Annotated in this window: 26 protein-coding genes, 1 tRNA gene and 1 pseudogene; 17 read left to right on the forward strand and 11 right to left on the reverse strand. The window is 70.1% G+C overall.

Annotation, left to right across the window (positions count from 1 at the left end):
* Window positions 1–14 precede the first annotated feature (14 nt).
* The 3 genes and pseudogenes from DK389_RS21870 to DK389_RS21880 all read right to left on the reverse strand — a co-directional run bounded on the left by DK389_RS21870 (window position 15) and on the right by DK389_RS21880 (window position 3,010).
* Window positions 15–937: pseudogene (locus DK389_RS21870) on the reverse strand (ABC transporter permease).
* A gap of 19 nt (window positions 938–956) precedes the next feature.
* The gene (locus tag DK389_RS21875) at window positions 957–2,549 is read right to left on the reverse strand and encodes a peptide ABC transporter substrate-binding protein (RefSeq protein ID WP_109896718.1); all 1,593 of its coding nucleotides are present in this window, start codon (window positions 2,547–2,549) and stop codon (window positions 957–959) included.
* A gap of 26 nt (window positions 2,550–2,575) precedes the next feature.
* Complete coding sequence (locus tag DK389_RS21880) at window positions 2,576–3,010, reverse strand: GlcG/HbpS family heme-binding protein (RefSeq protein WP_109892763.1); 435 nt, start codon at window positions 3,008–3,010, stop codon at window positions 2,576–2,578.
* Between the two features lie 107 nt (window positions 3,011–3,117).
* On the opposite strand from DK389_RS21880, the gene DK389_RS21885 reads away from it, so the two are divergent.
* Window positions 3,118–4,239, forward strand: coding sequence for a hypothetical protein (locus DK389_RS21885; protein WP_109892765.1), 1,122 nt, complete (start codon window positions 3,118–3,120; stop codon window positions 4,237–4,239).
* Here the strand turns inward: DK389_RS21885 and DK389_RS21890 are convergent, their stop codons facing one another.
* From DK389_RS21890 to DK389_RS21900, 3 genes are all read right to left on the reverse strand, one after another.
* Window positions 4,240–5,301, reverse strand: a complete 1,062-nt coding sequence (locus DK389_RS21890) for an alpha/beta fold hydrolase (RefSeq protein WP_109892767.1) — start codon at window positions 5,299–5,301, stop codon at window positions 4,240–4,242.
* Window positions 5,302–5,388: 87 nt separating this feature from the next.
* Window positions 5,389–7,254, reverse strand: a complete 1,866-nt coding sequence (locus DK389_RS21895) for an ABC-F family ATP-binding cassette domain-containing protein (RefSeq protein WP_109892769.1) — start codon at window positions 7,252–7,254, stop codon at window positions 5,389–5,391.
* 332 nt (window positions 7,255–7,586) lie between these two features.
* Entirely contained in the window at window positions 7,587–8,525 is a 939-nt protein-coding gene (locus DK389_RS21900) for a UDP-3-O-acyl-N-acetylglucosamine deacetylase (RefSeq protein WP_109892771.1), read from the reverse strand.
* Between the two features lie 412 nt (window positions 8,526–8,937).
* Here DK389_RS21900 and DK389_RS21905 point away from each other — a divergent pair, with 412 nt between their 5' ends.
* The 4 genes from DK389_RS21905 (at window position 8,938) to DK389_RS21920 (ending at window position 12,520) form a co-directional block, all read left to right on the forward strand.
* Window positions 8,938–9,624, forward strand: a complete 687-nt coding sequence (locus DK389_RS21905) for a Crp/Fnr family transcriptional regulator (RefSeq protein ID WP_109892773.1) — start codon at window positions 8,938–8,940, stop codon at window positions 9,622–9,624.
* 79 nt (window positions 9,625–9,703) lie between these two features.
* Complete coding sequence (locus DK389_RS21910) at window positions 9,704–10,795, forward strand: ABC transporter ATP-binding protein (protein ID WP_109892775.1); 1,092 nt, start codon at window positions 9,704–9,706, stop codon at window positions 10,793–10,795.
* A complete protein-coding gene (locus DK389_RS21915; protein WP_109892777.1) occupies window positions 10,792–11,727 on the forward strand; it encodes an ABC transporter permease in 936 nt (311 codons plus the stop codon). The genes DK389_RS21910 and DK389_RS21915 overlap by 4 nt, the downstream gene beginning before the upstream one ends.
* Window positions 11,728–11,743: 16 nt before the next feature.
* Window positions 11,744–12,520 carry an ABC transporter permease gene (locus DK389_RS21920; RefSeq protein WP_109892779.1) on the forward strand — a complete coding sequence of 259 codons (777 nt, stop codon included), beginning with the start codon at window positions 11,744–11,746 and terminating at the stop codon, window positions 12,518–12,520.
* A gap of 216 nt (window positions 12,521–12,736) precedes the next feature.
* Here the strand turns inward: DK389_RS21920 and DK389_RS34455 are convergent, their stop codons facing one another.
* Both DK389_RS34455 and DK389_RS34460 read right to left on the reverse strand, forming a co-directional pair.
* On the reverse strand, window positions 12,737–13,573 hold the full coding sequence (locus DK389_RS34455) for an AsmA family protein (RefSeq protein WP_236960245.1): 837 nt from the start codon (window positions 13,571–13,573) through the stop codon (window positions 12,737–12,739).
* Window positions 13,570–14,598 carry an AsmA family protein gene (locus tag DK389_RS34460; RefSeq protein WP_236960246.1) on the reverse strand — a complete coding sequence of 343 codons (1,029 nt, stop codon included), beginning with the start codon at window positions 14,596–14,598 and terminating at the stop codon, window positions 13,570–13,572. The genes DK389_RS34455 and DK389_RS34460 overlap by 4 nt, the downstream gene beginning before the upstream one ends.
* A 262-nt stretch (window positions 14,599–14,860) precedes the next feature.
* Between DK389_RS34460 and DK389_RS21930 the strand changes: the two genes are divergently transcribed.
* From DK389_RS21930 to DK389_RS21965, 8 genes are all read left to right on the forward strand, one after another.
* Window positions 14,861–15,598 carry a CoA transferase subunit A gene (locus DK389_RS21930; RefSeq protein ID WP_109892781.1) on the forward strand — a complete coding sequence of 246 codons (738 nt, stop codon included), beginning with the start codon at window positions 14,861–14,863 and terminating at the stop codon, window positions 15,596–15,598.
* A 24-nt stretch (window positions 15,599–15,622) separates the two neighbouring features.
* The gene (locus tag DK389_RS21935; RefSeq protein WP_109892783.1) at window positions 15,623–16,282 is read left to right on the forward strand and encodes a 3-oxoacid CoA-transferase subunit B; all 660 of its coding nucleotides are present in this window, start codon (window positions 15,623–15,625) and stop codon (window positions 16,280–16,282) included.
* Between the two features lie 167 nt (window positions 16,283–16,449).
* Complete coding sequence (locus tag DK389_RS21940; protein WP_109892785.1) at window positions 16,450–16,857, forward strand: hypothetical protein; 408 nt, start codon at window positions 16,450–16,452, stop codon at window positions 16,855–16,857.
* An 84-nt stretch (window positions 16,858–16,941) separates the two neighbouring features.
* Window positions 16,942–17,017 (forward strand) — tRNA-Ile (locus tag DK389_RS21945).
* A 413-nt stretch (window positions 17,018–17,430) separates the two neighbouring features.
* Window positions 17,431–17,970: a DUF3489 domain-containing protein gene (locus DK389_RS21950; protein WP_109892787.1), complete on the forward strand. Its 540-nt coding sequence runs from the start codon at window positions 17,431–17,433 to the stop codon at window positions 17,968–17,970.
* Between the two features lie 19 nt (window positions 17,971–17,989).
* Window positions 17,990–18,520, forward strand: a complete 531-nt coding sequence (locus DK389_RS21955; protein WP_109896720.1) for a DUF2924 domain-containing protein — start codon at window positions 17,990–17,992, stop codon at window positions 18,518–18,520.
* Window positions 18,520–20,106: a recombinase family protein gene (locus DK389_RS21960; RefSeq protein WP_109892789.1), complete on the forward strand. Its 1,587-nt coding sequence runs from the start codon at window positions 18,520–18,522 to the stop codon at window positions 20,104–20,106. The genes DK389_RS21955 and DK389_RS21960 overlap by 1 nt, the downstream gene beginning before the upstream one ends.
* Window positions 20,107–20,815: 709 nt before the next feature.
* Entirely contained in the window at window positions 20,816–21,313 is a 498-nt protein-coding gene (locus tag DK389_RS21965; protein ID WP_109892791.1) for a YciE/YciF ferroxidase family protein, read from the forward strand.
* Between the two features lie 112 nt (window positions 21,314–21,425).
* Here the strand turns inward: DK389_RS21965 and DK389_RS21970 are convergent, their stop codons facing one another.
* The gene (locus DK389_RS21970; RefSeq protein ID WP_109892793.1) at window positions 21,426–21,632 is read right to left on the reverse strand and encodes a hypothetical protein; all 207 of its coding nucleotides are present in this window, start codon (window positions 21,630–21,632) and stop codon (window positions 21,426–21,428) included.
* A gap of 475 nt (window positions 21,633–22,107) precedes the next feature.
* Between DK389_RS21970 and DK389_RS21975 the strand changes: the two genes are divergently transcribed.
* Both DK389_RS21975 and DK389_RS21980 read left to right on the forward strand, forming a co-directional pair.
* Complete coding sequence (locus tag DK389_RS21975) at window positions 22,108–22,341, forward strand: hypothetical protein (protein WP_109892795.1); 234 nt, start codon at window positions 22,108–22,110, stop codon at window positions 22,339–22,341.
* A 12-nt stretch (window positions 22,342–22,353) separates the two neighbouring features.
* Window positions 22,354–22,554, forward strand: a complete 201-nt coding sequence (locus tag DK389_RS21980; protein WP_162560767.1) for a hypothetical protein — start codon at window positions 22,354–22,356, stop codon at window positions 22,552–22,554.
* Between the two features lie 77 nt (window positions 22,555–22,631).
* On the opposite strand, the gene DK389_RS21985 is transcribed toward DK389_RS21980, so the two are convergent.
* Entirely contained in the window at window positions 22,632–22,961 is a 330-nt protein-coding gene (locus DK389_RS21985; RefSeq protein ID WP_109892799.1) for a hypothetical protein, read from the reverse strand.
* A 499-nt stretch (window positions 22,962–23,460) separates the two neighbouring features.
* Here DK389_RS21985 and DK389_RS21990 point away from each other — a divergent pair, with 499 nt between their 5' ends.
* Complete coding sequence (locus tag DK389_RS21990) at window positions 23,461–23,886, forward strand: hypothetical protein (RefSeq protein ID WP_109892801.1); 426 nt, start codon at window positions 23,461–23,463, stop codon at window positions 23,884–23,886.
* Between the two features lie 219 nt (window positions 23,887–24,105).
* Here the strand turns inward: DK389_RS21990 and DK389_RS21995 are convergent, their stop codons facing one another.
* Window positions 24,106–24,267 carry a Flp family type IVb pilin gene (locus DK389_RS21995; protein WP_109892803.1) on the reverse strand — a complete coding sequence of 54 codons (162 nt, stop codon included), beginning with the start codon at window positions 24,265–24,267 and terminating at the stop codon, window positions 24,106–24,108.
* Window positions 24,268–25,144: 877 nt separating this feature from the next.
* On the opposite strand from DK389_RS21995, the gene DK389_RS22000 reads away from it, so the two are divergent.
* Window positions 25,145–26,449, forward strand: coding sequence for an endo alpha-1,4 polygalactosaminidase (locus DK389_RS22000; RefSeq protein WP_109892805.1), 1,305 nt, complete (start codon window positions 25,145–25,147; stop codon window positions 26,447–26,449).
* Window positions 26,450–26,782 lie beyond the last annotated feature (333 nt).

The raw sequence follows: 26,782 nt of genomic DNA on the forward strand, positions 1-26,782 counted from the left end.
CGCGGCCGCCCCGCTCACCGCCCGAGCCTCAGGCGCGGGTCGAGGATCGCCGAGAGGAGATCGGCCGCGAGGTTGAACAGGATCACCAGCACGGCGACGAGCACGACCGTGCCCATCACCAGCGTGTAGTCGCGGTTGAGCGCGCCGTCGACGAAGTAGCGGCCGATGCCGGGCAGGCCGAAGATCGTCTCGACGACGACGGAGCCGGTCAGCAGCGCCGCCGCCAGGGGCCCGAGGATCGCGACGACGGGCAGCAGCGCGCCGCGCAGCGCGTGGGCGAGCACCCGGGTCGGGCCGAGCCCCATCGCCCGCAGCGTCCGGATGTGAGGGGCGGCAAGGCTCTCGGCGAGGGAGGTCCGGGTCAGCCGCGCGATCGCGCCGACCTGCGGCAGGGCGAGGGTGATCACGGGCAGGACGAGGTGGGCGGGCGCGCCGCCCTCCCAGCCGCCGAGGGGGAGCCAGCGCAGGGAGAGGCCGAACACGATCTGCAGGAGGGGGGCGACGACGAAGCTCGGCAGGGACAGGCTCGCGGCGGCGAGGAGGCCGACCGCGCGATCGGCACCGCCGCCCCGGCGCAGCGCCGCGAGGCTGCCGAGGCTGATCCCCGCCCCGAGCGCCAGGAGGAGGGCGAGGCTGCCCAGCGTCATCGAGACCGGCAGGCCGCGGGCGAAGAGGTCGGCGACGCCGAGGTCCCGGAAGGTGAAGGAGGGGCCGAGATCCCCGCGCGCCAGCGCCGCGAGGTAGCGCAGGTACTGCACGGGCAGGGGCTGATCGAGCCCGTAGACCCGCCGCAGATTCTCCATCGCGGCAGGCGGGAGCGGGCGCTCCAGGTCGAACGGGCCGCCGGGGCGAGCCGCATCAGGAAGAAGCTCAGCGTCACGACGAGAAACAGCGTCGGGACGGCCTGGAGCAGGCGGCGGAAGCCGTAGCCGATCATGGGTTCGTGCGGCCCCGCCTCACGCGTCGAGCCGCAGGAAGCGGGTCGGCGCGGCGTTGCGCAGGTTGGGCTGGTAGCCGTGGAGCCGCGGCGCGATCAGGGCCTTCGAGCGGTAGTGCATCAGGGGGAGCCAGGGCAGGTCGCGCATCAGGATGCCCTCGGCCTCGGCGAGCAGCCCCGCCCGCCGCGCGAGGTCGCGCTCGGCGGCCGCGGCGGCGAGCAGCGCGTCGTAGCCGGCATTCGCGTAGCGGCCCACATTCATGCCGTCATTCGTCGAGGAGAGCAGGAACAGGAAGTTCTGCGGGTCGGAGTAATCCGCGATCCACGACATCCGCGCCACGTCGAAATCGCCACCGTCGCGCAGGTGCGCGAAGTGGGTCTTCGCGTCGGTGTAGACGAAACGGGTCTCGATCCCGAGGCCGCGCCACATCTCGGCGACGGAGATCGCCGTGTTGCGGTTGTTGTCGGTGGTGTTGAACCGGTACTCGATGGTGAGCGGCCGGCCGCCCGGCCCGAATCCCGCCTCACTCACGAGGCGGAGCGCCTCCGCCTCATTGTCGATCGGCAGCGCGTCGCGGCCCGGCGTTTCCGGGGGCGTGCCGTAATGGTCGAGGCCCGCCGGGCAGAGGGAATAGGCGGGCGCCATCGTCTCGCCCCAGACGGCGGAGGCCAGGAATTCCCGGTCGATCACGAGGGAGAGGGCGCGGCGCAGGCGCGGGTCGTCGAAGGGCTTCTTGCGGGTGTTGAACGCCAGCGCGTAGACGCCGAGCGCCGGCCCCAGCACCACCTGCGGGCCGAAGCGCGTCCTCAGCGAGGCCATCTGGTCGCCGGGCAGATCAGCCAGCGAATCGACCTCGCCGGCCGCGAAGCGCCGCACCGCGCTCGCGAGATCGGGCGTCGGGATGAAGGCGACGCGGGGGATGGCGATCTGCGCGGCGTCCCGGTGATGCGGATTGACCTCGAGCGTGATGCGGTCGTTCGGCACGAGGTCGCGCAGGCGGTAGGGCCCGTTCGAGACGAGGTTGCCGGGCCGCGTGAAACTGTCGCCGAAGCGCTCGACGCTGGCGCGGTGGACGGGGATCGCGGTCTGGTGGGTGAGGAGTTCGAGGAAGTAGGGAGTCGGCTCGCCGAGCGCGATCACCACGGTGCGGGGATCGGGCGCGGCCACGCCGAGGGCGTCGCCCGGCAGCTCGCCCCGGTTCACCGCGGCGGCGTTCCGGATCGGGAACAGCACCTCGGCGTATTTCGCGGCCGTCTCTGGCTTCAGGATCCGGCGGAGCGAGAACACGAAATCGTCCGCGACGACCGGGTCGCCGTTCGACCAGCGCCCGTCGCCCCGCAGGGCGAAGGTGTAGGTGCGCGCGTCCTCCGAGAGGGTCCAGCGCTCGGCCGCGCCCGGGATGATGGCGCCCCGGTTGTCGTAGGTGAGCAGCCCCTCGTAGAGGTCGCGCAGGATGTGCGCCTCGGCCACCGTCGAGGATTTGTGCGGGTCGAGCGTCTCCGGGTCGGCGTCGTTGCCACGTCGGTAGAGGCCGGGCTCCGCGGCGCCCGCCGCGCCGCCGAGGAGGAGGGCGGCGGCGCCCGCGAGGCAGTCCCTGCGGCGCGGAAGCATGTCCCTGCGGCGCGGGCGCATGCGGCTCAGGCGCCGGTATCGGGCGTGAAGCCCGCCGCCTCAATGCCGGCCACCGCGCAGATCTCGTCGTTGTCCGAGGTGTCGCCCGAGATGCCGACCGCGCCGACGACCCGCTCGCCCGCGCGGATCAGCACGCCGCCCGGCACCGGCACCAGGGCCGCCGGCCCGACGAGGTGGCTCACGGCGGCCACGAAATGCGGCTGCTCCTCGGCGCGCTTGGCGATGGCGCGGGAGCCGAGGCCGAGGGCCAGCGCCCCATTCGCCTTGGCGAGGGCGACCTCGGCCCGCCGGAGCGAGGCGCCGTCCTCCACCTGGACACATTTCAGAGACCCGCGGGCATCATAGACGATCACCGCCAGCGGCTTGAGGCTGCGAGAACGCGCGGTCGCGAGCGCCGTCTCGACGATGGTGCGGGCGGCGGCGAGGGTGAGATCGGTCATTCGAGGTCTCGCGGAGGGCGGGGCGTCGACCAAAGGTCGTGCACTCGTCTAGAGAGCAGCTTCAGGTTGTGGCAAGCGCCCGGGACAGGGAGAGCACGGCAGGCACGATGCGTCGAGGAATCATCCATATCGGAATGCCGCGGACGGGGTCCACCTCGTTCCAGGCGGTGCTGACGAACCTGCGCCCGCACCTCGCGGAGGCCGGCATCCTCTACCCGGACCTGACGCCGCCGGGCTCGCCCCACGGGACGGAAGTCAATCACCAGCCGCTGGGCGAGGCCCTCGACGGGCGCCGGCCGCCGCCCGAGCGCGCCGCCGCCCTCAAGTGCCTGTCGGACGTGCTGGCCGGGACGGCGGCCGACACGGTGATCCTCTCCTACGAGGATTTCTCCGTGCAGAAGCCCGCCCTCGGTGTGCCCGCGACCCTGGCCGACCTGTTCCGCCGCCACGGCTTCGCGGTCGAGGTCGCGATGGTGGTGAAGCCGGTCTTCGAGCAGCTGAACTCGGCCTACGCGCACCGCGCCCAGCTCGTGCAGGAGACGCGCAGCTTCCGGGCGTATGCGGGTGCGCTCTGCGGCTCGGGGCGCTTCGCATACCACGCCCTCGTCGAGCCCTGGCTGCGCGCCGCGGATGGGCGCGTCACGGGAATCCCGCTGCGCGACGCGCGGTCCGACACGCCGCTCCTCGAGCGGATGTTCCGGGATCTCGGCCTCTCGGACCGGACCGCGTCGCTGATCTCGCCCGAGACGCTCCGCTTCGTCACGAACCGCAGCTCGGGCCCGGTCGCCGTCGAGGCGTCGCGCCGGCTCCGGCGGCTCAGGGCGCACCGGCAGGTGCCCGGCCATCCGCGGCAGATCGGCCATGTCATCGACGAGGCCGCCTGGGCGCGCGGGCTCGATCCGGAGCCGTTCCGCGGGGACGCGCCGGAGATGCGGGCGCGGGTCGACGAGCGGTACGGTGCCTCGAACGAGCGCTTCGCCCGCGCCGTCTGGGGCCGGTCCTGGTCGCAGGTCGTGGCCCCCGCGCCCGAGAGGGCGCCGAACGAGCTGGCGACGCGTCCGATCCCGGCGCGGACAGAGGCCGAGATCGCCGCGATCGTCACCGAGACGATCCGGCATTTCGGTCTCAGCGAACCGCCCGCCTGGCGCAGCATCCCGGCCGAGATCGCGGAGGCCGGGGTGGACAGGCTCGCGAGGCTCGTCGGCTACACGCGCTGGCGCGTGCCCTGATCAGACCGAAGCGGGACTGTCCGCGCGGACCGGGTCGGTCAGGTGGGTGCTGCCGATCTCGTCGAGGAACAGCTCGTAGCTGCGCGCCACCGCGCCGAGGCGCTCGAAATGCGGGAAGGCGCCGGTCGGCATGGTCTCGATCGTCCAGTTCGGCCGGTCGTAGAAGGCGTCGGCGTAGCGGTAATCCACGAAGTCGCCGCGCGTCCCGTGGATCATCCAGACCGGCAGCCAGAGGGCGTCGTAGAGGCGCGTCGCGTCGGTCGGGAAGAGATGGCCGGCGATGAAGGAGAAGGGCGCGTGCTCGGCGCCCGGCTGGTGGGCCGAGGCGTAGCCGTAATCGAGGAGGCCCTCGTCGATGTCGCGCGAGCCCCAGGTCTTCTCCAGGAAGTAGCGCATGCTGGGACGGCTCGTGAGCGCGTCGAAGAGCGCTTGGCCCGAGACCGGCAGGTCGAGTGCGGCGCGGGCGGTGTCGTTGCCGCGGTTGCCGCCGAGGGGGCCGCGGCCGGAGAGGCGCGCGTCGAACCCGGTCGGGCTGATCAGGCCGAGGCTCCGGTAATCCTGCGCCCGCTCCAAAGCCGCCCGCGCGAGGTACTCCGCCGAGAGCGAGAGGGCGATCGCGTCGATCCGCGCGGCAGTGTGCCGGCGCCGGATCTCGGCCACGACCGCGTGGATCGCGCCCACCATCACGGCCGGCGTGTAGACCTGCCGGCGCCGCTCCGAGAAGCCGAATCCCGGCAGGTCGAGGGCGTAGACCGGGCGCGAGCGGGCGAAGTGCCGGTAGAGCGGGCGGACCTCGTAGGCGCTCGCCGCGGCGTTGACCGAGTGGATCAGGAGGAGCGGCACGCCGCTCTCCAGCCCGTCGTCGTAGAGGTTCACCGCCCCGACCGGGGTGCGCAGGCGCTGCAGGCGCCCCGGCAGGGCGGGGGGCAGGGGAACGCGGTGGTCGATGCCGAGGCGGCTATAGGCGATCCAGCCCGCCGCCCCGCCGAGAACGGCGAGGCCGAGGCCGCGGGCCGCGCGTCCGGCGAGGTGCGGGAGGAAGCTGTGGGGTCGGCTGGGCATCGGAAACCTCGCATCTGCCGGCGACAACGTCACAGGCGAAGCCCCGTTGCGTCCTGCGGCCAGGCTTGATGCGACGGGCGCCTGATCTCAGCCGGCCGCCTCGATCTCGGCGCTGAGGTTCAGCCACTCCTCCTCCGCAGTGCCGAGGGCGGCCGCGGCCTCCGCGCGCATCCGGGCGAGCTCGCCGGCCTTGGCGGCGTTCGCCTGAAAGGCGGTGCCGTCGGCAAGCGCCGCGTCGATCTTGGCGATGGCGTCCGAGAGCTTGCCCATGCGGGCCTCGATCCCGTCGAGCTTCTTGCGGAGCGGCGCCAGCGCCACCCGCCTCTCGGCGTTCGAGCGGCGCTCCACGGCCTTCTGGCCGCCCGTCGCCTCCCCGCGGCTCTCCTCCCGCTCCGGCCCCGCGAGGACGAGGCGGCGGTAATCGTCCATGTCGCCGTCGAAGCTCTTCACCGAACCGTTCGAGACGAGCCAGAGCCGGTCGGCGCAGGCCTCGATCAGGAAGCGGTCGTGCGAGACGAGGATCACGGCCCCCTCGTAATCGTTGATCGCCTCCACGAGGGCCTGCCGGCTCTCGATGTCGAGGTGGTTCGTCGGCTCGTCGAGGATCAGGAGGTGGGGCCCGTTGAACGCAGCGAGCCCCATCAGCAGGCGCGCCTTCTCGCCCCCCGAGAGCTGGGAGACCGGCGTGTCGGACTTCGCGGCCGGGAAGCCGAGGCGGGCGGTCGCCGCGCGGGCCCGCGCTTCCGGCACGTCCGGCATCCGGGCGCGCACGTGGGCGTAGGCGCTCTCGGCCGGATTCAGCTCGTCGAGCTGGTGCTGGGCGAAGTAGGCGACCTCCATCTTGGACGAGCGCTTCAATTCGCCCGCAAGCGGGGGCAGGCGCCCGCCGATCAGCTTGCAGAACGTCGACTTGCCGTTGCCGTTGGCGCCGAGGAGCGCCACGCGGTCGTCGGGGGCGAGGCTGAGGTTCAGCCCCGAGAGCACGATCCGGTCGCTGTAGCCCGCCTGGACCCGCTCCATCGCGACGATCGGCGGCGAGAGCGGCCGCTCCGGGCTCGGCAGGTGGATCACCGGCATCTCGTCCTCGATCAGCGCCGCGATCGGCTCCATCTTGGCGAGCCGCTTCATGCGGGACTGGGCCTGGCGGGCCTTGGTGGCCTTGGCCTTGAACCGGTCGATGAAGCTCTGCAGGTGGGCGCGCTCGACGTCCTGCTTGGCCTTGGCCTTCGCCTGCAGCACGCGCTTCTCGGCGAGCTGGCGGGCGAAGGAGGTGTAGCCGCCCCGCCAGAGGGTGAGCTGCCCCCGGTCGAGATGCAGGATGTGGTCGACGCAGGTGTCGAGCAGGTCGCGGTCGTGGCTGATGATGACGGCGGTGCGCGGGTAGCGCTCGAGGTAGTCGTAGAGCCAGAGCGTGCCCTCGATGTCGAGGTAGTTGGTCGGCTCGTCGAGGAGCAGGAGATCCGGCTCGGAGAAGAGCACGGCGGCCAGCGCCACGCGCATGCGCCAGCCGCCTGAGAAGTCGGAGCAGGGGCGTCCTTGCGCCGCCGCGTCGAAGCCAAGGCCGTGCAGGATCGCCGCCGCGCGGGCCGGCGCCGCGTGCGCGCCGATATCGACGAGGCGCGTCTCGATCTCCGCCCGGCGCAGGCCCTCGGCGGTCTCCGCCTCCTGCATCAGGCGGGTGCGCTCGGTATCGGCGGCGAGCACCACCGCGTGCAGCGTCTCCGGCCCGGCCGGCGCCTCCTGGGCGACGGCGCCGATCCGCATGCCCCGGGGCATGGCGACGTCGCCGCCGTCGGTCGGGATGTCTCCGAGGATCGCCCGGAACAGAGTGGTCTTGCCCGCGCCGTTGCGGCCGACGAGCCCGACGCGGGCGCCGTCGGGAATCGCGAAGGTGGCGCCGTCGAGGATGAGGCGCTCGCCGATGCGGTAGGTGAGGTCGTTGACGCGGAGCATGGCGCGCCTTCTGGCGAGGCGCGGGCGCGGAGGCAAGCGGCGCGCGCGACGAAGCGGGGCGGAGCCGATCCCGCGGGCCCGATCGCGACCGTGCCGCAGGCTGGACCGGCTTGCCGCGGGCCCACGGACCGGGCCATAACAGGGTTGCCGTGCGCCGCCGCGCGCCGGTCTCCGGGGGGGCTCCTCACGACGCGCCGCGCGCGCCGACGGAAACCCGGACGATGCAGCTCATCGAGACACTGACCAACGTCCGCCGGATCGAAGGCTGGCGCGCGGCTCTGCGCGCAGTCATCGAGCGCTGGCTGATCGGCTGCTACGAATCCTGAAATCCGTCAGACCAAGTCCCAGGCGCTCGGATCGCGCATCAGCTTGGCCACCAGCGCGTGATTCAACACGTGGCCCGTATGGGCCGCGCGAACATGGCCGAGGATCGGGTGGCCGGCGAGGGAGAGGTCGCCGACGAGGTCGAGGACGCGGTGCCGCACGGGCTCGGCCGGCCCGCGCATCCCGCCGACGACCCGTCCGCCGACGATCGCCGCCGTGGTCCCGAAGCGCGCCCCCCGCAGGATCGGGCGGCCGGTGGCGTAGGCGTAGAGCTTCAGCGGCAGGGCCCATTTCAGGCGCCCGAAGCTGCGCGCCGGCGCGAGCGCGCCCTCGAAGGTGTCGGGCCCGATGCGGCCCTCCCAGCGCATCGCGCCGAGATGCGCCAGCGCGAGCTCCGCCTCCACGACGAGCGCGTCGGCCGGCGCGATGCTGAGCGCGCGCCGCCCGTCGCGGACCTCCACGAGGCGGCGGACGCGGATCCGGCGGCGGGGCGCGTCGAGCACGGCGCGGCCCGCCTCGCGGATCGCCGCGCACCAGGGCAGGGCGCTCCCGTCGAAGATCGGCAATTCCTCGGCGTCGATCTCCACGACGGCGTTGTCGATCCCGAAGGCGCTGAGCGCCGCGAGCAGGTGCTCGACCGTGCGCACGAGGGCCCCCTCCGGCGCCTGGAGCGCCGTGCAGAGGGGCTGCGTCACCTGATACTGCCAGAGGGCCGGCACGGTCGCGACGGCTCCGTCCGGCGTCCGGCGGCGGAACACGATCCCGGTGCCGGCCTCGGCGGGGACGACCCGCACGGTCGCGAATCGGTTGGTGTGGAGGCCGCGGCCGGACCGCGTGACGGCGCCGGCCAGCGTCGCCTGACGCGGGGCGGTCTCGGTCGTGGCGGACGGCTCGGCGCCGTGCTCGGCGGCGGATCTCGGCAGGGGACGGGGAGCGTTCAGCGGCATGTTCGTCGGTGCGGCGGGGTCGGTACGCCGTCCGCTGCCCGCCGACGGACCTCCGAACCGCGCGTGCGGCCCGCCGAGGCGGCGAAACCGGGCGGCTGGTTTGCCTGCGACCGGCGCGAAAGAAAAGTAAAAGCTTCGTTATTGCCTCCGGAGACCCGAGATCTTGATGTGGCCGGCGCCCCAGGTCCGGGAACAGATTTTTCGAGCGCCGATCGGGCGCCGACGTCATCCACGCTCTTCGCCCGGCGCCGGCTTGACCCGTTCCGGACCGGCCGGCAAGCTTTGGACGAGCTTGACGATTTCGCCATTTCCGGTTCAACCGCGGGCCCGGCCCTCGGCGGCGGGGTGAACGCGGGCTCGCCGGACGCGGGCCGCGTCGGCATCGTGTCGGTATCCTGGGGGCTTGTCGGACATGGGGCGGCTGGGGACCATACCGTTCTTCAAGGAGCCCGGCATCGAGCTCGGCCCCTACGAGACGCGCTGCCACTGGCGCCGCTTCGACGAGAACGAGGTTCTGGTCGATTACGACGACGTCTCGACGGACGTCTACTTCCTGGCGGCGGGCGAGGTGCGCATCCTCAACCGCTCGCAATCGGGCAAGGAGGTCATCCTCGGCGAGATGCGGGCCGGCGCCTTCTTCGGCGAGCTCTCCGCCCTCGACGGGATCGGCCGCTCGGCCAACGTCACGGCGCTGACCCGCGGCGAGGTCTGCGTGGTGCCGGCCCCCGTCTTCCGGCAGATCGTGTTCGCCTCCGAGGCGATCGCCGACCGCCTGTTCCGCCTGCTGACGAAGCGCGTGCGCGAACTGAACACCCGGCTCATGGAGCACGCGCTCCTCGACCTGCGCCACCGGCTCTACGCCGAGTTGCTGCGCCTCTCGGTGCCGCGGGCCGGCCACGGCGAGGAGCGGGTCGTGACCCCGCCGCCCTACCACCACGTGCTCGCCGCCCGGATCGGCTGCCGCCGCGAGCAGGTGACGCGCGAGTTCACAGTGATGGCGAGCGAGGGCCTCGTCGACCGCACCCGCGGCGCCCTCGTCATCCGCCGGCCGGACCTGCTGGAGGCGCGGGTCGCCGAGGCCCTGCGCGAGGACGGCTGAGCCCCGGCGACGTTCGCGGTTCCGCATCGGCCGACAAGCCTGTAGCCTCCCCCACCCGACCCGACGCCCCCGCCGAGCCTTGCACGCACCCGTTCCGCCGCGCCCAGAGCCCCTCGTCCGCATCGACCGCGTCACGAAGACCTTCGGCGCACACCGGGCCGTCGACGGCGTCTCCCTCGACCTCGAGCCGGGCGCGTTCTTCTGCCTGCTCGGGCCCTCGGGCTGCGGCAAGAGCACCCTGCTTCGGCTCATCGCGGGCTTCGAGAGCCCGGACGAGGGCCGCATCCTGATCGATCGCGCCGACGTCACCGGCCTGCCGGCGCACCGGCGGCCGGTGAACATGATGTTCCAGTCCTACGCGCTCTTCCCGCACATGAACGTGGCAAAAAACGTCGCCTACGGGCTGCAGGGCCTCGGCCTCGGCCGTGCCGCCATCGCCGAGCGCGTCGCCGCCCTGCTGCGACTGGTGCGGCTCGAAGGATTCTCCGAGCGTAGGCCCGACCGGCTCTCCGGCGGCCAGCGCCAGCGCGTGGCGCTCGCCCGGGCGCTCGCGCGCGAGCCCCGCGTGCTGCTCCTCGACGAGCCGCTCGGGGCGCTGGACCGGAACCTGCGCGAGGAGACGCAAGGGGAACTCCGCACCCTGCAGCGGCGGCTCTCCACCACCTTCGTCGTCGTCACGCACGATCCCGCCGAGGCGATGACCATGGCCGACCGGATCGGCGTGATGGAGAGCGGCCGCCTCGTCCAGACCGGCACGGCGGCCGACCTTTACGAGCGCCCCGAGAGCCGCTTCGTGGCGGGCCTCCTCGGCGACGTGAACCTGATCGCGGGGCGCCTCGCCGCGGGCGGGGCGGAGGGGCGGGTCACGGTCGAGACCGGCTTCGGACCGCTCGTCGCGGCCGCCCCCGAGGCGGCGCTCGGCCCGGGCTCGCCGGTCGTGGCGGCGCTCCGCCCGGAGCGCGTCGCGCTGCTTGCCGGGGACGGGGAGGGGCCGTCCGGCACGGTCACCGAGTCGGTCTTCCTCGGCGACCGCACCCGCCGGCAGGTGCGGATGCGGGACGGCACGCTGATCCGCGTCGCGAGCCCGGTCTCGGCCGATCCCGGCGCCGGCCCGGGCGCGGGGGTGCGCCTCGGCATCCCGCCGGAGGCGATCCGGGTGCTCGCGCCGTGACGGGGCGGCCTCGCCCGCCGGGCACCGGACGCCCCCAGCGGCTGCTCGCCGCCCTGGTGCGGCTGCCGCCCCTCCTGTGGCTCGGAGCCTTCTTCCTGGTGCCCTTCGCGATCACGCTGAAGATCAGCCTGTCGGAGCCCGCCACCGCGATGCCGCCCTACCTGCCGGTGCTCGACTGGCAGGGGGGCATCGAAGGCTGGTCGACCTTCCTCGAAGCGCTGCATTTCGGGAATTACGAGACGCTCGCGGGTGACAGCCTCTACCGGGACGCCGCGCTCTCCTCGCTCGGGCTCGCGCTCACCGCGACGGCGCTCCTCATCGGCCTCGGCACGCCGCTCGCCTACGCGATGGCGCGCGCCCCCGCCCGGTTGCAGCCCCTCCTCGTGGCGTTGCTCGTGGTGCCGTTCTGGACGAGCTTCCTGATCCGCGTCTACGCCTGGATCGCGATCCTCAAGCCCGAGGGCCTCCTCAACGCGGGCCTCCTGCGGGCCGGGCTGATCGGAGAGCCCCTGGAGATCCTCAACACGCAGGCCGCCGTGATGATCGGCCTCGTCTACGCCTACCTGCCCTTCCTGGTTCTGCCTCTCTACGCGGTGACGAGCCGGATCGACCCGAGCCTGCGCGAGGCCGCGTCCGATCTCGGCGCCTCGCCGACCCGGATCTTCTGGACCGTGACCCTGCCGCTCTCAGCTCCCGGCCTCGTGGCGGGCGCGCTGCTCTGCTTCATCCCGATGGTCGGCGAGTTCATCATCCCCGATCTCCTCGGCGGCTCGGACACGCTGATGCTGGGCCGCGTCCTGTGGAGCGAGTTCTTCTCGAACCGCGACTGGCCGCTCGCCTCGGCGGTGGCGATTCTGCTCCTCGTGCTCCTGGTGGGGCCGGTCGTGCTGTTCCGCGAGGCCGAGGCCCGGCGCGGCGAGGCGGCCCGGTGAGGCGGGGGCGCGCGCCGTGACCGCCTTCACCCGCACGGCCCTCGGCCTCGGCCTCGCCTTCCTCTACGCGCCGATCCTCGTGCTCGTGGTGTTCTCGTTCAACGCCTCGTCGCTCGTCACCGTCTGGGGCGGCTTCTCGACCCGCTGGTACGGCGTGCTGTTCAACGATGCCCCGCTGATCGCGGCGGCCTGGGTCAGCCTGCGGGTGGCGCTGGCGGCCGCCCTCGTCGCCACGATCCTCGGCACCCTCGCGGCGCTGGCGCTGGAGCGGCATGGGCGCTTCCGCGGACGGGGCGCGTTCACGGCCCTCGTCTACGCGCCGATGGTGATGCCGGAGGTGATCACCGGGCTGTCGCTGCTCCTCCTGTTCGTCGGGATCGGCCTCGACCGGGGCCTCGCCACCCTCGTCATCGCGCACGCCACCTTCGGCACCGGCTTCGTGGCGGTGATCGTCGGCGCGCGCCTGAAGGGGCTCGACCGGACGCTGGAGGAGGCCGCGGCCGATCTCGGGGCCGGGCCGGCCCGGATCTTCCGCACCATCACCCTCCCGCTGCTGGCGCCGGCCGTGGTCGCGGGCTTCCTCCTGGCCTTCACCCTGTCGCTCGACGACCTCGTGATCGCGAGCTTCGTCTCGGGGCCCGGCGCGACCACCCTGCCGATGCGGCTCTACAGCCAGGTCCGCCTCGGCGTGAACCCGGAGATCAACGCCGCCTCGACACTCTTGATCGCCCTGGTGAGCCTCGTCGTGCTGGCCGCCTCGCGGCTCCTCGGGCGGCAGGGGGCAGCAGCGTAGGCCGCCTCGCGGGCCGGGTTCCCGCACCTCTCCCGTTCGAGAGAGGTCGCGTGCGCGTGAGCGCACCGGGTGAGGAATCAGGTCTTTCCGGAGTGGTCGCACCCCTCACTCCAACCCTCTCCCGAACGGGAGAGGGGACCCGTCGCGCCGCTAGGCGGGTGTCGGTGCCGAGGAGACGGGAATGCCGCGAGCCCATGCGTGGGCGCGGCGCGGCCCTCAGGGCGCGTAGGCGCGCGCGGCCGGCGGCAGGCCGACGGAGGCCGGCTGGCGCAGCGGGCCCTGCAGCGGAACCTTGCCGTCCCAGTGGTCCGGCGCCGCGGAGGGCTCGTCGCGGGAGGCGGGCCGGACAGTCACGGCGTTCCACGGCCCCGCGATCTCGAACAGGTTGCCGGCGCGGGGCGCCTCGGCGCCGCCCGCGACCCGCGGCGTCAGCTCGGCGCGGGCCCGGAAGCGGCGCTCGGCGAGGAAGACCTGACCGCGCAGGGAGGCGGCGAGCGCCGGAGCCCGGAGGAAGCCCTCGCCGATCTCGCCGATGCCGTCGGCGAAGCGGATCGAGACGGCCGCCCGCTCGAAGGCGGTGCGGCCGTTGCGGCGGGCCAGCGCCCCGTGCGCGACGGCGCCGTTGCGCTGGATCACGTCGGCGAGGTCGAGCCCCGTGATGGCACCGTCATCGATGGCGATCGTGGCACGCCCGCCGACATGCTCGGTGAGCGAGGCGGCGTCGCGTCCCACGCTCTCGAGCGCGAACTGGCCCTGCGTTCCGCCGAGCACCCAGCGAGTCTGGCCGAGGTCGATCAGGAGCGCGCCGAGATCGAGCCGGTCGAAGCTTCCCTGCGCCTTCACCTCGGTCTCGTCCCCGTCGGCGCCGGCCGGCGCCAGGGCGACGCGGCCCTTGAGGGTGCCGCCCTGCAGGCCCGCCCGGTTGAGCGAGGCCTCGATCGTGCCGCCGCGCACCAGCACGCTCGCGGCGAGGTCCTGCAGCACGACCGGTCCGAGGCGGCTGGTGCCCGCCGAGAGGCGCAGGTCGAGGTCGCCGCCGGTCAGAGGCTTCACGGCGACGCTCTGGCCGCCCGCGGCCTCGCCGTCCTCCGGCAGTCCGAACAGGCGGATGAACCCGCCGAGCAGGGGGCGAGGTTCAGGCTGTCGGCGGCGAGCGTCGCCTGCACGGCGCTGCGCGCCTCCCCGAAGCTCGCCGAGACCGCTCCTTCGAGCGCGTTGCCGCCGACGCTCACCCGCACGTCGGGAAGCATCAGGCCCCCGCGGCTCGCCTCGAAGGTGCCGTCGAGGGTGAAGCGGTCGAGGAAGGGCGCCAGCGCCACGTCGGTGCCGATCCAGGCGAGCGTCTGCGGCAGGGAGCCGGTCTCGAAGCTGCCGCTGCCCACGAGGCGCGGGCCCTCCCGCCAGGTCCCGGTGCCCTCGGCGGCGAGGCTGCCGCCGTCCCAGGAGGCGTTGAGCGTCACGGGCGTCTCCGATCCCGCCATCAGGGAGGTCGGCCGCAGGCCCGCCAGGGCGAAGCGGGCCGGCACGCCGTTGAAGATCAGGCTGCCGGCACAGTCGAGGCTCGCGCTCCAGACGGGCCAGGACAGGACGAGGTCGAGATCCTGCGCGCGCGCCGGTCCCTCGACGCGCGCCCGGCTGATCACGAGGCGGCGCGGGTGGCTCGACGGCCCCTGCGCGAGCCGCTCGCCGAGGCGGCGCAGGGGCTCGCTCCAGCGCGGATCGGCGAGGTCGAGGTGGATCGTCGCCCCGTCGAGGGCGAGCGCCCCGACCTCCGCCTGCCCCGAGAGCAGGGCGAGCAGGCTCAGCTCGATCGTCAGGCGGCCGCCCTCGGCGAGCGCGGGGCCGGCGGCGCTGCCCGCGGCGATGCGGGCGCGGGAGAAGCGCAGATGGGGCAGGGGCAGGAGCGACATCTCGGTCCGGCCCTCGGCGCCGAGGGCGAGACCGTAGGGGGCGAGCCCCCGGCTCACGAAGCGGGCGGCGGCGGTGGTCCCGACCGGCCAGGGGTTGCAGGCCGCGACGAGGCCGGCGGCCGCGAGCCCTCCGAGTCCGAGAGCGGGAAGGAGACGGCGCGGCGACATTGCACTCCGTGCGGATGGGCCGTTGCGGGCGGGCCGCGACGCGCTGGCGCGACGGTCCGGCGTCGAACCCGGATGTTTCAGGCCGCCCCCAGCCGTAACCATTCGGTCCGCTCGGGAGATTTCCTTAAACGCTTCGGCAGGGTTTGTCTCCACGGCGCGCTTCCTGCTAGCGCAAAGCTGTGACTCGCCGCTCTCCGCACCGGAATGCGGCGCCGTGCGCTCGCCGCCGCGACGGGGGCGACGCCTGGGAAGGACGGGTTTGATGAAGAAGGTCTATTCGGACGCCACGGCCGCGCTGGCCGACCTCCTGCGCGACGGGATGACGCTGATGTGCGGCGGCTTCGGCCTCTGCGGGATTCCCGACGAGCTCATCGACGCGGTGCGCGCCTCCGGGGTCAAGGGTCTGACCGTGATCTCGAACAATGCCGGCATCGACGGCGTCGGCCTCGGCAAGCTCCTGGAGACCCGGCAGGTCGCCAAGATGATCTCGTCCTACGTCGGTGAGAACAAGGAATTCGCCCGGCAATTCCTGGCGGGCGAACTCGAGATCGAGTTCAACCCGCAGGGCACGCTCGCCGAGCGCATCCGCGCCGGGGGCGCCGGCATCCCGGCCTTCTTCACGAAGACCGGCGTGGGCACCAAGGTCGCCGAGGGCAAGGAGGTCCGCGAGTTCGACGGCGAGCACTACGTGATGGAGCGCGGCCTCGTCGCCGACCTCGCCCTCGTCCACGCCCACCGGGGCGACACCGAGGGGAACCTCGCCTACCGGATGACGGCGCGCAACTTCAACCCGATGATGGCGACCGCCGCCACGGTGACGGTGGCGCAGGTCGAGCACCTCGTCGAGCCGGGCGCGATCGACCCCGACCACATCCACACGCCCGGCATCTATGTCGGTCGCATCATCCACGTGCCGATCCGCGAGAAGCGCATCGAGCAGCGCACCACGCGCAAGCGCCCGGACGCCGCCGAGGCTGCGGCCGGCGGCGGCGCGGTCTGACGCTTCTAGGAGGAGAGACGCATCATGGCCTGGACCCGCGACCAGATGGCGGCGCGCGCCGCGCGCGAGCTTGAGGACGGCTTCTACGTGAATCTCGGCATCGGCATCCCGACGCTCGTGTCGAACTTCATCCCCGAGGGCATGTCGGTGCAGCTGCAATCGGAGAACGGCATGCTCGGCATGGGCCCCTTCCCCTACGAGGGCGAGGAGGACCCGGACCTGATCAACGCCGGCAAGCAGACGATCACGGCCCTGCCGACGACGAGCTACTTCACCTCGGCCGATTCCTTCGGGATGATCCGCGGCGGCCACATCGACCTGTCGATCCTCGGCGCCATGCAGGTGGCCGAGAACGGGGATCTCGCCAACTGGATGATCCCCGGCAAGATGGTGAAGGGGATGGGCGGCGCCATGGACCTCGTGGCGGGCGTCAAACGCGTCGTCGTGGTGATGGAGCACGTTGCCAAGAACAAGGACGGCTCTGAGAGCGCGAAGCTCCTCAAGGCCTGCGACCTGCCGCTCACCGGCACGCACGTCGTCGACCTCGTGATCACCGATCTCGGCGTGTTCACGATCGACAAGAAGGGCGAGGGCGGCATGACGCTCATCGAGCTCGCGGACGGCGTCACCGAGGACGAGATCCGCGCCAGGACCGAGGCCGCCTACACGGTCGCGCTCGCCTGACGCGCGCCCGGCGGGCGGCCCGTTTCGGGACGTTTCCGCCGGAGCAGCCCCCGACAGGGCTAAGCGAAGATTAAGCCGATTCGTCGAATGCTCCCGACCGCCGGGACAGCGAAGCGACGCGTGCCACCGCCCGGCCCTGTTGCAGTCAGGCACGAGGGTGAGTGCGTATGGGTCGCGTATCGACGGCGATGGACAATGTCGTGCCCTTCCGGCGCAGCCTGCCGGCCGGCGCGGCGGGGGCCCACGCGTCGGGCCTGCAGCGCGAGGGCCAAGCCAAGCGCCGCAGCGACCAGCGCGCCCTGATGGACGCGGTCTACGCCACGAGCAGCCTCGCGGTGGCGGCGGGCGACCGCGAGACCAAGCTCACCGCCTCGCGTCTGCAGGTCTACGGCTTCCTGACGATCGAGGAGGTGGATGAGGACGGCATCGCCCGGCGCCTGCGCCCCTCCGAGGCGATACGCGCCCGGCCCGAGCGCCCCTGGCGCCTGAGCAAGGCCGCCTACGGGTCGAGCCTCTCGGTTACGATCCCGGCCGTGGACGGCTTCCTGTTCGAGACGGCCCTGCAGCCGGCCTGAACCGGCGCCCAGGGGAGATGACGCGACGCGCGCTTCCGGCTACAGAGGCCGGCGCGCCGGGCACCCCGGGGCGCCCTCTCGCCAGGGCCCGTAGCTCAATGGTTAGAGCCGGCCGCTCATAACGGTCTGGTTGCAGGTTCAAGTCCTGCCGGGCCCACCACGCACTCCACGCGAACCGCGCCGTTTCCGAGCACACCAGAGATCATCGAGATCTCAGGCGCTTAGCGGAATTCGGTTGTTTTGGCGCCCACTCTCCCGCCGCTCTGCATAGGCCTTCCGGTGCCGCTTGGCAGGCCCTTTCTCGCGAGCTCTCGAAGCAGCTTCCGCATCGCCGCACCGCGCTGCCAGGAGACCGGTTCGCTGGCCCGCAGAGACGCCGTTCGCCGCGCTGAGGTGAATCAGCTCGTTCTACACAGCCCGCATTCGCGACTGGACTTCTACTGCGAACGGAGCGGACATGCTCTCGTCCCGAGCAGGCCTCCGGAGGCCGCTCGGATCCCCTGCTGACCTGCGCCGGTCCGCAGGGTTGCGGTGGTGGCAGCACAAGCTGCCCGAATCACCGCAGGACGAACCATGCCCCTCAGCGAGACACACCTCAGCCTCCTCCGTGCCGCAGCCGAACGCGAGGACCTGCTGCTGACCTGCCCGGATGGGATCAGCAATCGAGCAGCTAGAGCGCTCGTCGCCAAGCTGATTCGCGCTGACCTCGTCACGCAGGTGGAGGTGACAGCGGATCAGCCAAGCTGGGGAGCGATCGCGAGCGGCCCGGCCGGCTTGCGAATCACCTCAGCCGGGTTGGCCGAGCTCGGCACCGAAGCTGCAGCGCCAGCTGATTCGCTGGAGAGCGGCGATCAAGCAGCCGATCACATCGCGGAGCCGCGGTCAGGCAGCAAGCTGGCCCAGGTGCTGAGCCTGCTGCGGAGGGACCAGGGCGCCACGCTGGAGGATCTGATCGTCGCCACCGGATGGCTGCCGCACTCCACACGGGCCGCTCTCACCGGCTTGCGCAAGCGCGGCTACGGCCTGACGCGCACCACCGCCGTGGGCCAGAGCACCTACCGGGTGGGCAGCCAGCCCGCGGCTGCCGCCGCAGCTGACAACACAGCGGCCTGAGCCGAAGGTGCACATGCCGATGTCCTCTGCAGCCGGCAGCGCTCTTGCGCACGCCGAATCAGATCTCGACCGAGAGATCGCCACCCTCGGCGCTCTCGACCTCGCTGCCTTGCGCAGCCGTTGGCGGCAGGGGCTGCGCAGCGCGCCTCCGCCGCAACTCTCCCGTGCCCTGCTGCTGCGGCTGCTCGCCTACCGGCTGCAGGCCAAGGCTCTCGGCGACCTCGATCGCGACACAGCCCGCCTGCTCGATCGCCTCGCCCGCGAGCGGCTGCGCCGACGCGCTGCCGAGGCGAGAGGCAAAAGGTCCAAGGCAGCGCCTCCCATCCCGCCTGCGCCCAGCCCAGGACTCAAGCCCGGCACGCTGCTGGCGCGCGAGCACGCCGGTCAGATGCACACCGTCACGGTGCTCGCCGATGGCTTCGCCTGGCAGGACCGCACCTACACCAGCCTATCCGAGGTGGCCCGCGCGATCACCGGCACCCGCTGGAACGGACCCCGCTTCTTCGGCCTGCGCGACAAGCCTGCCATGAGCAGTGGGGGAGGGCGGTGATGAAGAGCGCACCTACTCCCAAGCTCCTGCGCTGCGCGATCTACACCCGTAAGTCCACCGAGCAGGGGCTCGAGCAGGCGTTCAACTCGCTCGACAACCAGCGCGAGGCGGCCGAAGCCTACATCAAGAGCCAGGCGCACGAGGGCTGGCGGCTCCTGCCCGAGGCTTACGACGACGGCGGCTACTCCGGCGGCAGCTTGCAGCGGCCGGCCCTGCAGCGGCTGCTGGCCGAGGTGCAGGCCGGCCGGATCGACGTGATCGTGGTCTACAAGGTCGACCGGCTCACCCGGGCGCTGTCGGACTTTGCCAAGCTCGTCGAGCTGTTCGACCAGCACGGCGTCTCGTTCGTCTCGGTGACGCAGGCCTTCAACACCACGACCAGCATGGGCCGGCTGACCCTCAACGTGCTGTTGTCGTTTGCCCAGTTCGAGCGGGAGGTCACGGCCGAGCGCATCCGCGACAAGATCGCGGCCTCCAAGCGGAAGGGCCTGCGCATGGGCGGACCCGTGCCGCTCGGCTACGCGGCGCGCGACAAGAAACTCGTCATCGATCCAACTGAGGCCGAGCAGGTGAGGGGGATCTTCGCAGGCTATCTCGAGTTCGGCTGCCTGTCGGCACTGGCAGCGGACCTGCGCGAGCGCGGCGTGCTGACGAAGGTGTCGCGGCGCCGGGACGGCACGAACCGCGGCGGCATCCCCTTCAGCAAGGGCCCGCTCGCCTACCTGCTGCGCAACCGCGTCTATATCGGCGAGGTGGTGCACAAGGGTCAGCACTACCGGGGCGAGCACGAGGCGATCGTTCCGCGCGAGCTGTTTGAGGCGGTGCAGGCGGCGCTCTGGGCGAAGGCACCGGCAGCTGGGGCAGGGCGGGCGAACACCGGCTCGCTGCTGAAGGGCTTGCTTTACGATGACCGGGGCAACCGGATGACACCGAGCAGTGCGAGGAAGGGCGCGGTGCGCTATCGCTACTACGTCTCGCGGGCGCTGGAGGAGGGCCGGCGTGAGGAGGCCGGCACGGTCGCGCGGGTGCCTGCGCCTGAACTCGAGCAGGCAGTGCTGAGCGCAATCCGTGGGGCCGGGGAGGGCAGCGAGCCGGCAGCCTCCGATGCTGCGCGCTTAGCTGCCTGTGTCGGCCGCGTCGAGGTGCATCCAGATCGGCTGATCCTCCAGCGTGTGCCCGACGCCCCAGATCAGCCACCACCCGAAGACCTCATCGTGCCATGGTCTGCTAGGGTGAGCCGCTGCCGACGTGAGGTGATCCCGATAGGCAGCAGCGGTGAGGCTGTGACGGTGATGCGTTCGGAGACGCGGGCGCGGCTTGTCGAGGGTATTGCCAAGGCCCGCCTGTGGCTGGACGACCTGCTGTGTGGCCGCGTGCAGGACACGGCCGAGATTGCGCGGCAGGAGGGCTGCAGCGAGCGCTCCGTTCGCATGACGCTGAACCTGGCGTTTCTGGCTCCCGATCTGATTCGGGCAGCGGTGGCAGGTACGCTGCCAGAGGGGCAGGGGATCTCCACGGTGACGAACGCGCCCCTAAGTTGGAGGCAGCAGTGCAGCGGCGAGATTGCCCACGCCACACCGATGTGAGCGACCGGCTCAGAGCGGCCGAGGCTTCCTCAGTGGGTCTCACGTTCGAACCCTAGTGCGCCCACCAGTCACCTCAAAGGCTTAGAGGGGGATCTGCCCGCGCGCTCGGTCTCGCTGCCTCCTCGCACGAAGCGGCTCACAGAATAGCACGCGGTGCCGTGAGGTGCCGCTGACCGCTCAACCCGCCGCGCTCCCGCTTCGGCTGTGCACGTTGAAGACGGCTTGGTCGATCACCGACATCGGAAAGGCGGAATGCCGAGTCTTGGTGGTAGGCTTGGCGCTGCCCACGCCAGCCACCGAGCTCGCAGCGCATTGCGGCACCTGCTTCTTCGCTGAACACCCACTCGGGATCCTACGGCCGAAGGGTTGCCCGGATTCGGGAGGCGGAAGTTCGCTGCCAGCCAAGCTCTGCTCCGCGATCAAGACGTGGGCGAGGGACCACTCCACACCGGGCCGACGCTCGTCCGCAGAGGTGTTGTCCGAAGGCGCGCTTCGCTGAAGACTTGAAGCGGCCCTAACGGACACGCTTTCCGGCCGTCGTCTCGCTGTCCGCTGCGGTATGCCCCAGCGGACAAGCTGGGGCATGCGCAAGACGCATTGGTGCGGCAGAGGCTCTTACAAGCGTAGGGCGCTTCGCCGAGGAGAGCGCCGCCAGCCAGAACCTTCCGATCCTGCTGCGGTTGATCAGGCATAAAGATGGAGGAACCGCATGCCCGCACCGAGCAGCCTCAAGGACGTGTACCTCGATGAAATGAAGGACCTCTGGTCAGCCAACGATCAGATGACCAAGGCCGTGAAGGAGTTAAGCGGCCACGCCAGCGACCCGAAGCTGAAGCAGATGCTGGAGCACTCGATCGGCGGCATCGAGAAGCACACCGGCATCCTCAAGGAGTTGATCCAGCAGTGCGGTGGTCAGACCCAGCCGGAGTACTGCAAGGGCATGGAGGGGCTGGTCACCGAAGCGAGAAAGCACGCCATCCAAGAGGCTGCGCAGGATCCCAAGCTGCGGGATGTGGAGATCATCGCGCAGTACCAGCGCATGTCGCACTACGGCTTGGCCGGCTTCGGCACGGCGGCCGCTTACGCAAAGGCGCTTGGCAAGCCTGAGGACGAGCAGAAGCTGAAGCAGGCGGTCTCGGAGATCTACAAGGGCGACGAGTTCGCCAGCAAGCTGGCCGAGAACCTGCAGCAGGTCGCGTCCAAGTAGGATCAGCCCTCACGGGCGCTGCCGCACACAGGCGGCTGGCCGCATCTAGTTGCGACGGTGAGGGTGGATGGGCCGGGTGACATCTCGGCCTCTCCACACTGTCACGCTGAGATCACGCGTCCGGTTCAGGCCCGACGACGGCATCGATGAGTGTTGTCGCGGTTTGCTCGACACCGCGCGCACACAGCTTCGCGACGATCGTCCAGTAGTCCCTCAGTTCATCGTCCGGCAAAAGGCTGAGACGTGCGTCGATCGCGGCTCGGGCAGCGTGCGCGAAGCTCTCAGCCTCTCCGGCTGCAATCCCGAATGCCGTCGACATCGCAACTGTCCCTTACGTCGATAATGTTAATCGACGTCACATCAACCCGTGCAGCGGTTCTTCGATCCGACATGAGGCATCGATGGAACTCCGTAATATCCAATTGGCGCTGTGATGACCTACTCCTGACCCACGTGGTGCGCGCGCAGACGCTTCATAGCGGTGCGGAGCTCGCCCGGCATGCCCCGGCCAGACGGCGGAGGGCAAGTGCTCTCGATGAGCCGGGCGAGGGCATGAAGCTGCGGCTCATGCCGGCACGGGATCTGGGTTGATCGAGGCGGCCTCGAGGTCGCGAGCGACACGCGACAAAGCCCCTTCGGCGTGACGATGAGTTTGGCGACGCGGGCCATGGGACAGCAACCCTCGTCGGCGCCCCGCACGAGACTCATCAGCAGCGATGCGCCTGAGGAAAGCCGAAACGTTTCAGGCCTTTGAGCGTTCCTGATGGTCGAGCACGCCAGGGCAGGAGCGTGTCATGGACAACTGGCGGTCCATGGATCGGGCCCCGCAGGACGGCCGGTGGATCATCGCCATCAACCGGCACGAGCCAGACACGCGTGCCGTGATCCGCTGGGACCCAGAGCGCTTCGGCGACGCCCGCCCTTGGCACGTCGCCTCCTGCCGGCACAGCTACCCCACCGACGCCTTCACCGACTGGATGCCATTTCCTGACCTGCCCTGCGCCGACGACAAGGAAGCAGCCAAGTAGGAGAGGATGATGATGACGGCCGAACGGTCGGCTCCCCTCAGCCTGCAGGTGGAGCCCTGCACGAAGGACCCCAGCCGCTACCGCTGGATCATCTGGGATCGCGACCACGTCGTGCGGCAATCCTGCTACTCGCTGGCAAGCGAGCAGGAGGCGCTCACCCAAGGATGGGCCGCGTTCCAGGACGCGGCTGCCATCTGGCGCGACAGCCACTGAGCCATGGAGACAGTCGGCATGCCCAAGCGCGATCCGCGCCTAGCGGGCATGCGGATGATGCTGGGCCTTGCTGCCGCTTAGGGATAGGCGGGCCTGTGGCCACGCCTACGGGTCAGGATGGGCCACCAGCGCCGCTTATCTGGAACAGGAGCGGGGGCGGTCGCGGGCGGAAGCGCCGTCTCAGCCGCTAAGCTGTCACGGTAGACCGTCATCCGAAATTGGAGGCGCTCCATCGCCATCAGGGTCGTTGCCGCCATCAGCCGGTGCCCCTCGCAGGCGCCGGCCTTGTGGAGGCGGCTCGTGCATTCCTCTGCCCGGCGGAGCAGGTCGGCACCTTCGATGAGGTAGGCGTCGATCTCGGCGCGTGGACATCGGCAGGCTCCGCGATGCTCCAGGACTGCCAACACCCTGCTGCCGGCATCCTACTCGCGATCCAGACCGCCCTCACGTCCCGATTATTCCCGGCCGGCTTCAAAAAGTACGGTTGGCGGCTCCCCACACGAGGTCGCGGAATTCGCATGATGCGCTCGCGCCCCTTCGCGTAAGGGTCGCTTTACGGAACCGTGCCTCCAAGAGGAGGGCGATCGCTGTCAAAGACCGGCGATGAGCCAGAGGCGGCTAAGGGCAGCCGAAGCTGCCCCAGCCCTCGCTTAGTTCCCCCACATGCGTCGATGATGAAGCTGGCGCCGTGACATGTGGCAGTGCAATCGGTGTTGCCACGGCTTACTCCAGTCTCGCGCGCGTCCGCTGCGGCGCACCCCCGAACGTCGTGGTCCACATCGCCCCGCGCAGGCCCGCACTGAGGATGAGCGCCGCGCGGCCCTCAAGCGTTTCTGGGGCCGCAAGAACCGGCCGTCACTGTGCGCCAATCCCTTCCACAACCGGCGAAGCAGGCCCAAGAGAACAATGTCTAACGACGACCTGTCCCTCTGGCGTGCCGTAATCTCCCAGGCCTTTGCCGACGCCGCTACCACCGGCATGCGCCGCGAGACCGTGCTTGAGCGTAGCGACGCGCGGCATTGGCTCACCACCCCAAGCCAAGATTTCCATGAGGTGTGCGCCTTCGCCGACCTCGAACCGTCACAGGTGCGCACCCTCGCGATCAAGCACATTGCCGAGGCTGATGCCGACACCAAGGGCGAGAACCGTGGGCATCTTCGTGGTCGCGTCGGACGGCTGATCACCGATGCAAACGGCAAGTCCCTGACGGTCGCGCAGTGGGCCGAACGCCTCGGCATCGCTGAGAACACCATCGCCCATCGGCTCCGCAAGGGTCTGCCGATCGAGCAAGTGCTTGCACCCCGGTTCGAGAAGGTTCGCGCCCATGCGTGAGCCCGGACCAACGAAGCTCATCAGGTTCACAGCTCAGATCCGCGCCGTGCAGACCGCGCCAGTCGAGGCATAGAAGAAACCGCCCGCACGGGGCGCGCGCGGACGGTTCTATACTCGCGGGCATTGAAGGGGGACGGCCGCGTGTATGCCGCTAGCGTGCGCCTGCGAGCCGAGCCTGTCCACGGTCGCGAGCGCACGAAATCGGCGCCGGCCGCTCGATCAGTTCAGCTGATCCGAGATGCCCGTGAAGGCGGTGTTGAGCTTGCTGCCGATCGTCTTCAGCGCGCCGATAATGACCACCGCGATGAGGGCGGCAATCATGCCGTACTCAATGGCCGTGGCGCCGCTCTCGTCCTTGATGAACCGCTGAACCGACTTCATCCCACACCTCCTTGGAAGGAGCGAGCCTGATAGGCCAAGCCCATTTAAGATCCGCGCCATCACGCTCCGAAAACTTTACGGATTGCGCCAGCCACGCCCGATGTCAGCCTCGCATCCACGAACAGCGGCGGTGTTTAATCCGCACTCCACAAAAGAATAATGGCGGCGTCGGACCTGGCCGTGCTAGCAAGAGGGCGTTCGGTCGGTTCCACAGCCAGCCGGGCTTCTTAACTCCATGAGCCTCAGCCCGCCCGGTCCCCCCTTCCGCGGCGGGTTTTCTTTGCGTGCCGGACTCCTGTCCTATCCGTTGGGGTATACCTCAACGGACAGGCTTGAGCATGCGGGAGACGCATGACCGTTCCAGAAGGGCCTGAGTGCGAAGGCTGAAAAGCCATACCAAAGGCCGCACCACCTCAACGGGGGCGGATGAGACCTTGCGTCGATCCAGGTAGAAGCCCGCGCCAATCAGCGCTGGCGTCCCATCTACCGTCATCTCCAATACATGACAGCATGTTCCGCAAAGCAGCTTACACAGATTAGTGGCGCTTCATAACTCTTATCCTCGAACAGATCTGCTCAAGACATCTACCTCTGAGACACACGGGAACATCTCCCAGCCACGCATCCGCAATTGTACGTAATCGTACGGAGCGCCGCCCTTTTTCTCCGTGCCACGTTTTCGGCCGATTTAACTTATGTAAGGCACGTAGAAAATCACTATGCAGTGAAGATTTCATGCGTGATTTCAGAGCATAGTATGAGCCTATACGGCCAATACACTAAGAGCGCACCAAAGATAGGAAGTTCTCACTCCTGAGAGTGCAGACTTTTAGCTTCGCCTCGCCCTCACGCGAGTCCCTTCCTACAAGGATGAGCCATGCCGAAGACAGGAATGTACGTCCTGCAGGGTGTCACACCTTCGCAGATCGCGGCGGCGCCGTTCGACGTGAAGGTCATCGACATCTACAACGACGCCGGCCAGACGTTCACACCCGCGGAGGTCAAGCAGATGGGCGGCGGGCCGGGCAGCGCGCTGCTCCTCGGCTATTTCAGCATCGGCGAGGCCGAGACCTACCGGGATTACTTCAAGACCATTCCGGCCGCGGCCTTGGGGCCTGAGAATCCGCAGTGGAAGGGCAACTACGAGGTCGCCTTCTGGACGCCCGAGTGGAAGGCGGTCGCCACGGCCTACATCGACCGGATGCTGGCTGCCGGCTACGACGGCGTCTACTTCGACGTCGTCGATGAGTACCAGACAGCTTGGGCCAAGAGCCACGCGCCGGGCGGAGCGGCCGGCGCCGAGCAGGCGATGGTCGATCTTATCAAGTATCTAGGTGACTATGCTGAGGCGAAGCACCCCGGCTTCAAGGTGTGGGTCAACAATGCTGAGGAGCTTCTGACCCATTCCGGATACCTCGGCACGATCGACGGCATGTTCAAGGAGAACCTGTTCTACACCGACGGCGGCCAGAAGCAGCCTGCAGCCGAGACCAGCTACAGCATGGGCCTCCTGCAGAAGGCAATCGACGCCGGCAAGGACGTCATCAGCATCGAGTACGTCACCGGCGCGCAGAAGGTCGCCGATGTGCACGCCTTGGACGACAAGTACGGCATCAGCAGCTACGTCGCCCATCTCGACCTGAATGGCGTCGATACGGAGGGTGTCCGCCCGGGACAGGTGATGCACGACGACGCCCTCGGCGCGGTCCAGCCGCCAGTGCCAGCCCCGCCGCTCACGACGCCACCGGTACAGCCTGACCCGCTGCCGGCGCAGAAAATGGTCTCCGGCGATGCCAGCGACAATCGCCTCAAGGGCACTGCCGGCGACGATATCATCAAGGGCCTCGGTGGCCACGATAAGCTCACGGGCCTCGGTGGAGCGGACACGTTCGTCTTCCAGGAGTACGGGAGGAAGAACAGCGACACGATCACCGATTTCAAGCACGGGACCGACCACATCGGGCTCGACCACGCTGTCTTCAAATTAGCCCAAGGGGAGCTATCGCCTGACGCATTCTGGATCGGCAGCAAGGCACACGATGCCAACGACCGCGTCATCTACAACAAGACGAGCGGCGATCTGCTCTACGATCCCGATGGGAGCGGAAGTGCAGCGCCGCAAGTCATCGCCAACCTCGGGGCCAACATGAAAATTGATTATCACGACATACTGTCGATCTAATGAGAGGAGCCTCAGCTCCTCTTCTTTGGGGAGGGGCGAGGAAAGCTGTGTCGTAAGGTCATGCCGCTTAGCGGAATGGCGGGTGAGGTCAGCGAGGCAGGGCAGCAGGCTCACTGCGCGTGCGCCAAGGGTTGATAGTTCCCGCCCCAGGAAGCCGGCGGCGCATAGGGTGTTAAGAGCTTCTTAACCGGACATCAGGCGCACTTGCTTCCCGCGGGAGCAGCCCGCGAGATCTCATGTGGAGCCGAGCAGCGATGGTGCTTCTTCTAGCGGACAGCGTAGCTGCTGGCACAGCCGCTCTGACGCTCTTATGCCAGAGCGGCTTCCTGCCGC

It is taken from the genome of Methylobacterium durans (genome assembly GCF_003173715.1).
GTDB classification, from domain to species: domain Bacteria; phylum Pseudomonadota; class Alphaproteobacteria; order Rhizobiales; family Beijerinckiaceae; genus Methylobacterium; species Methylobacterium durans.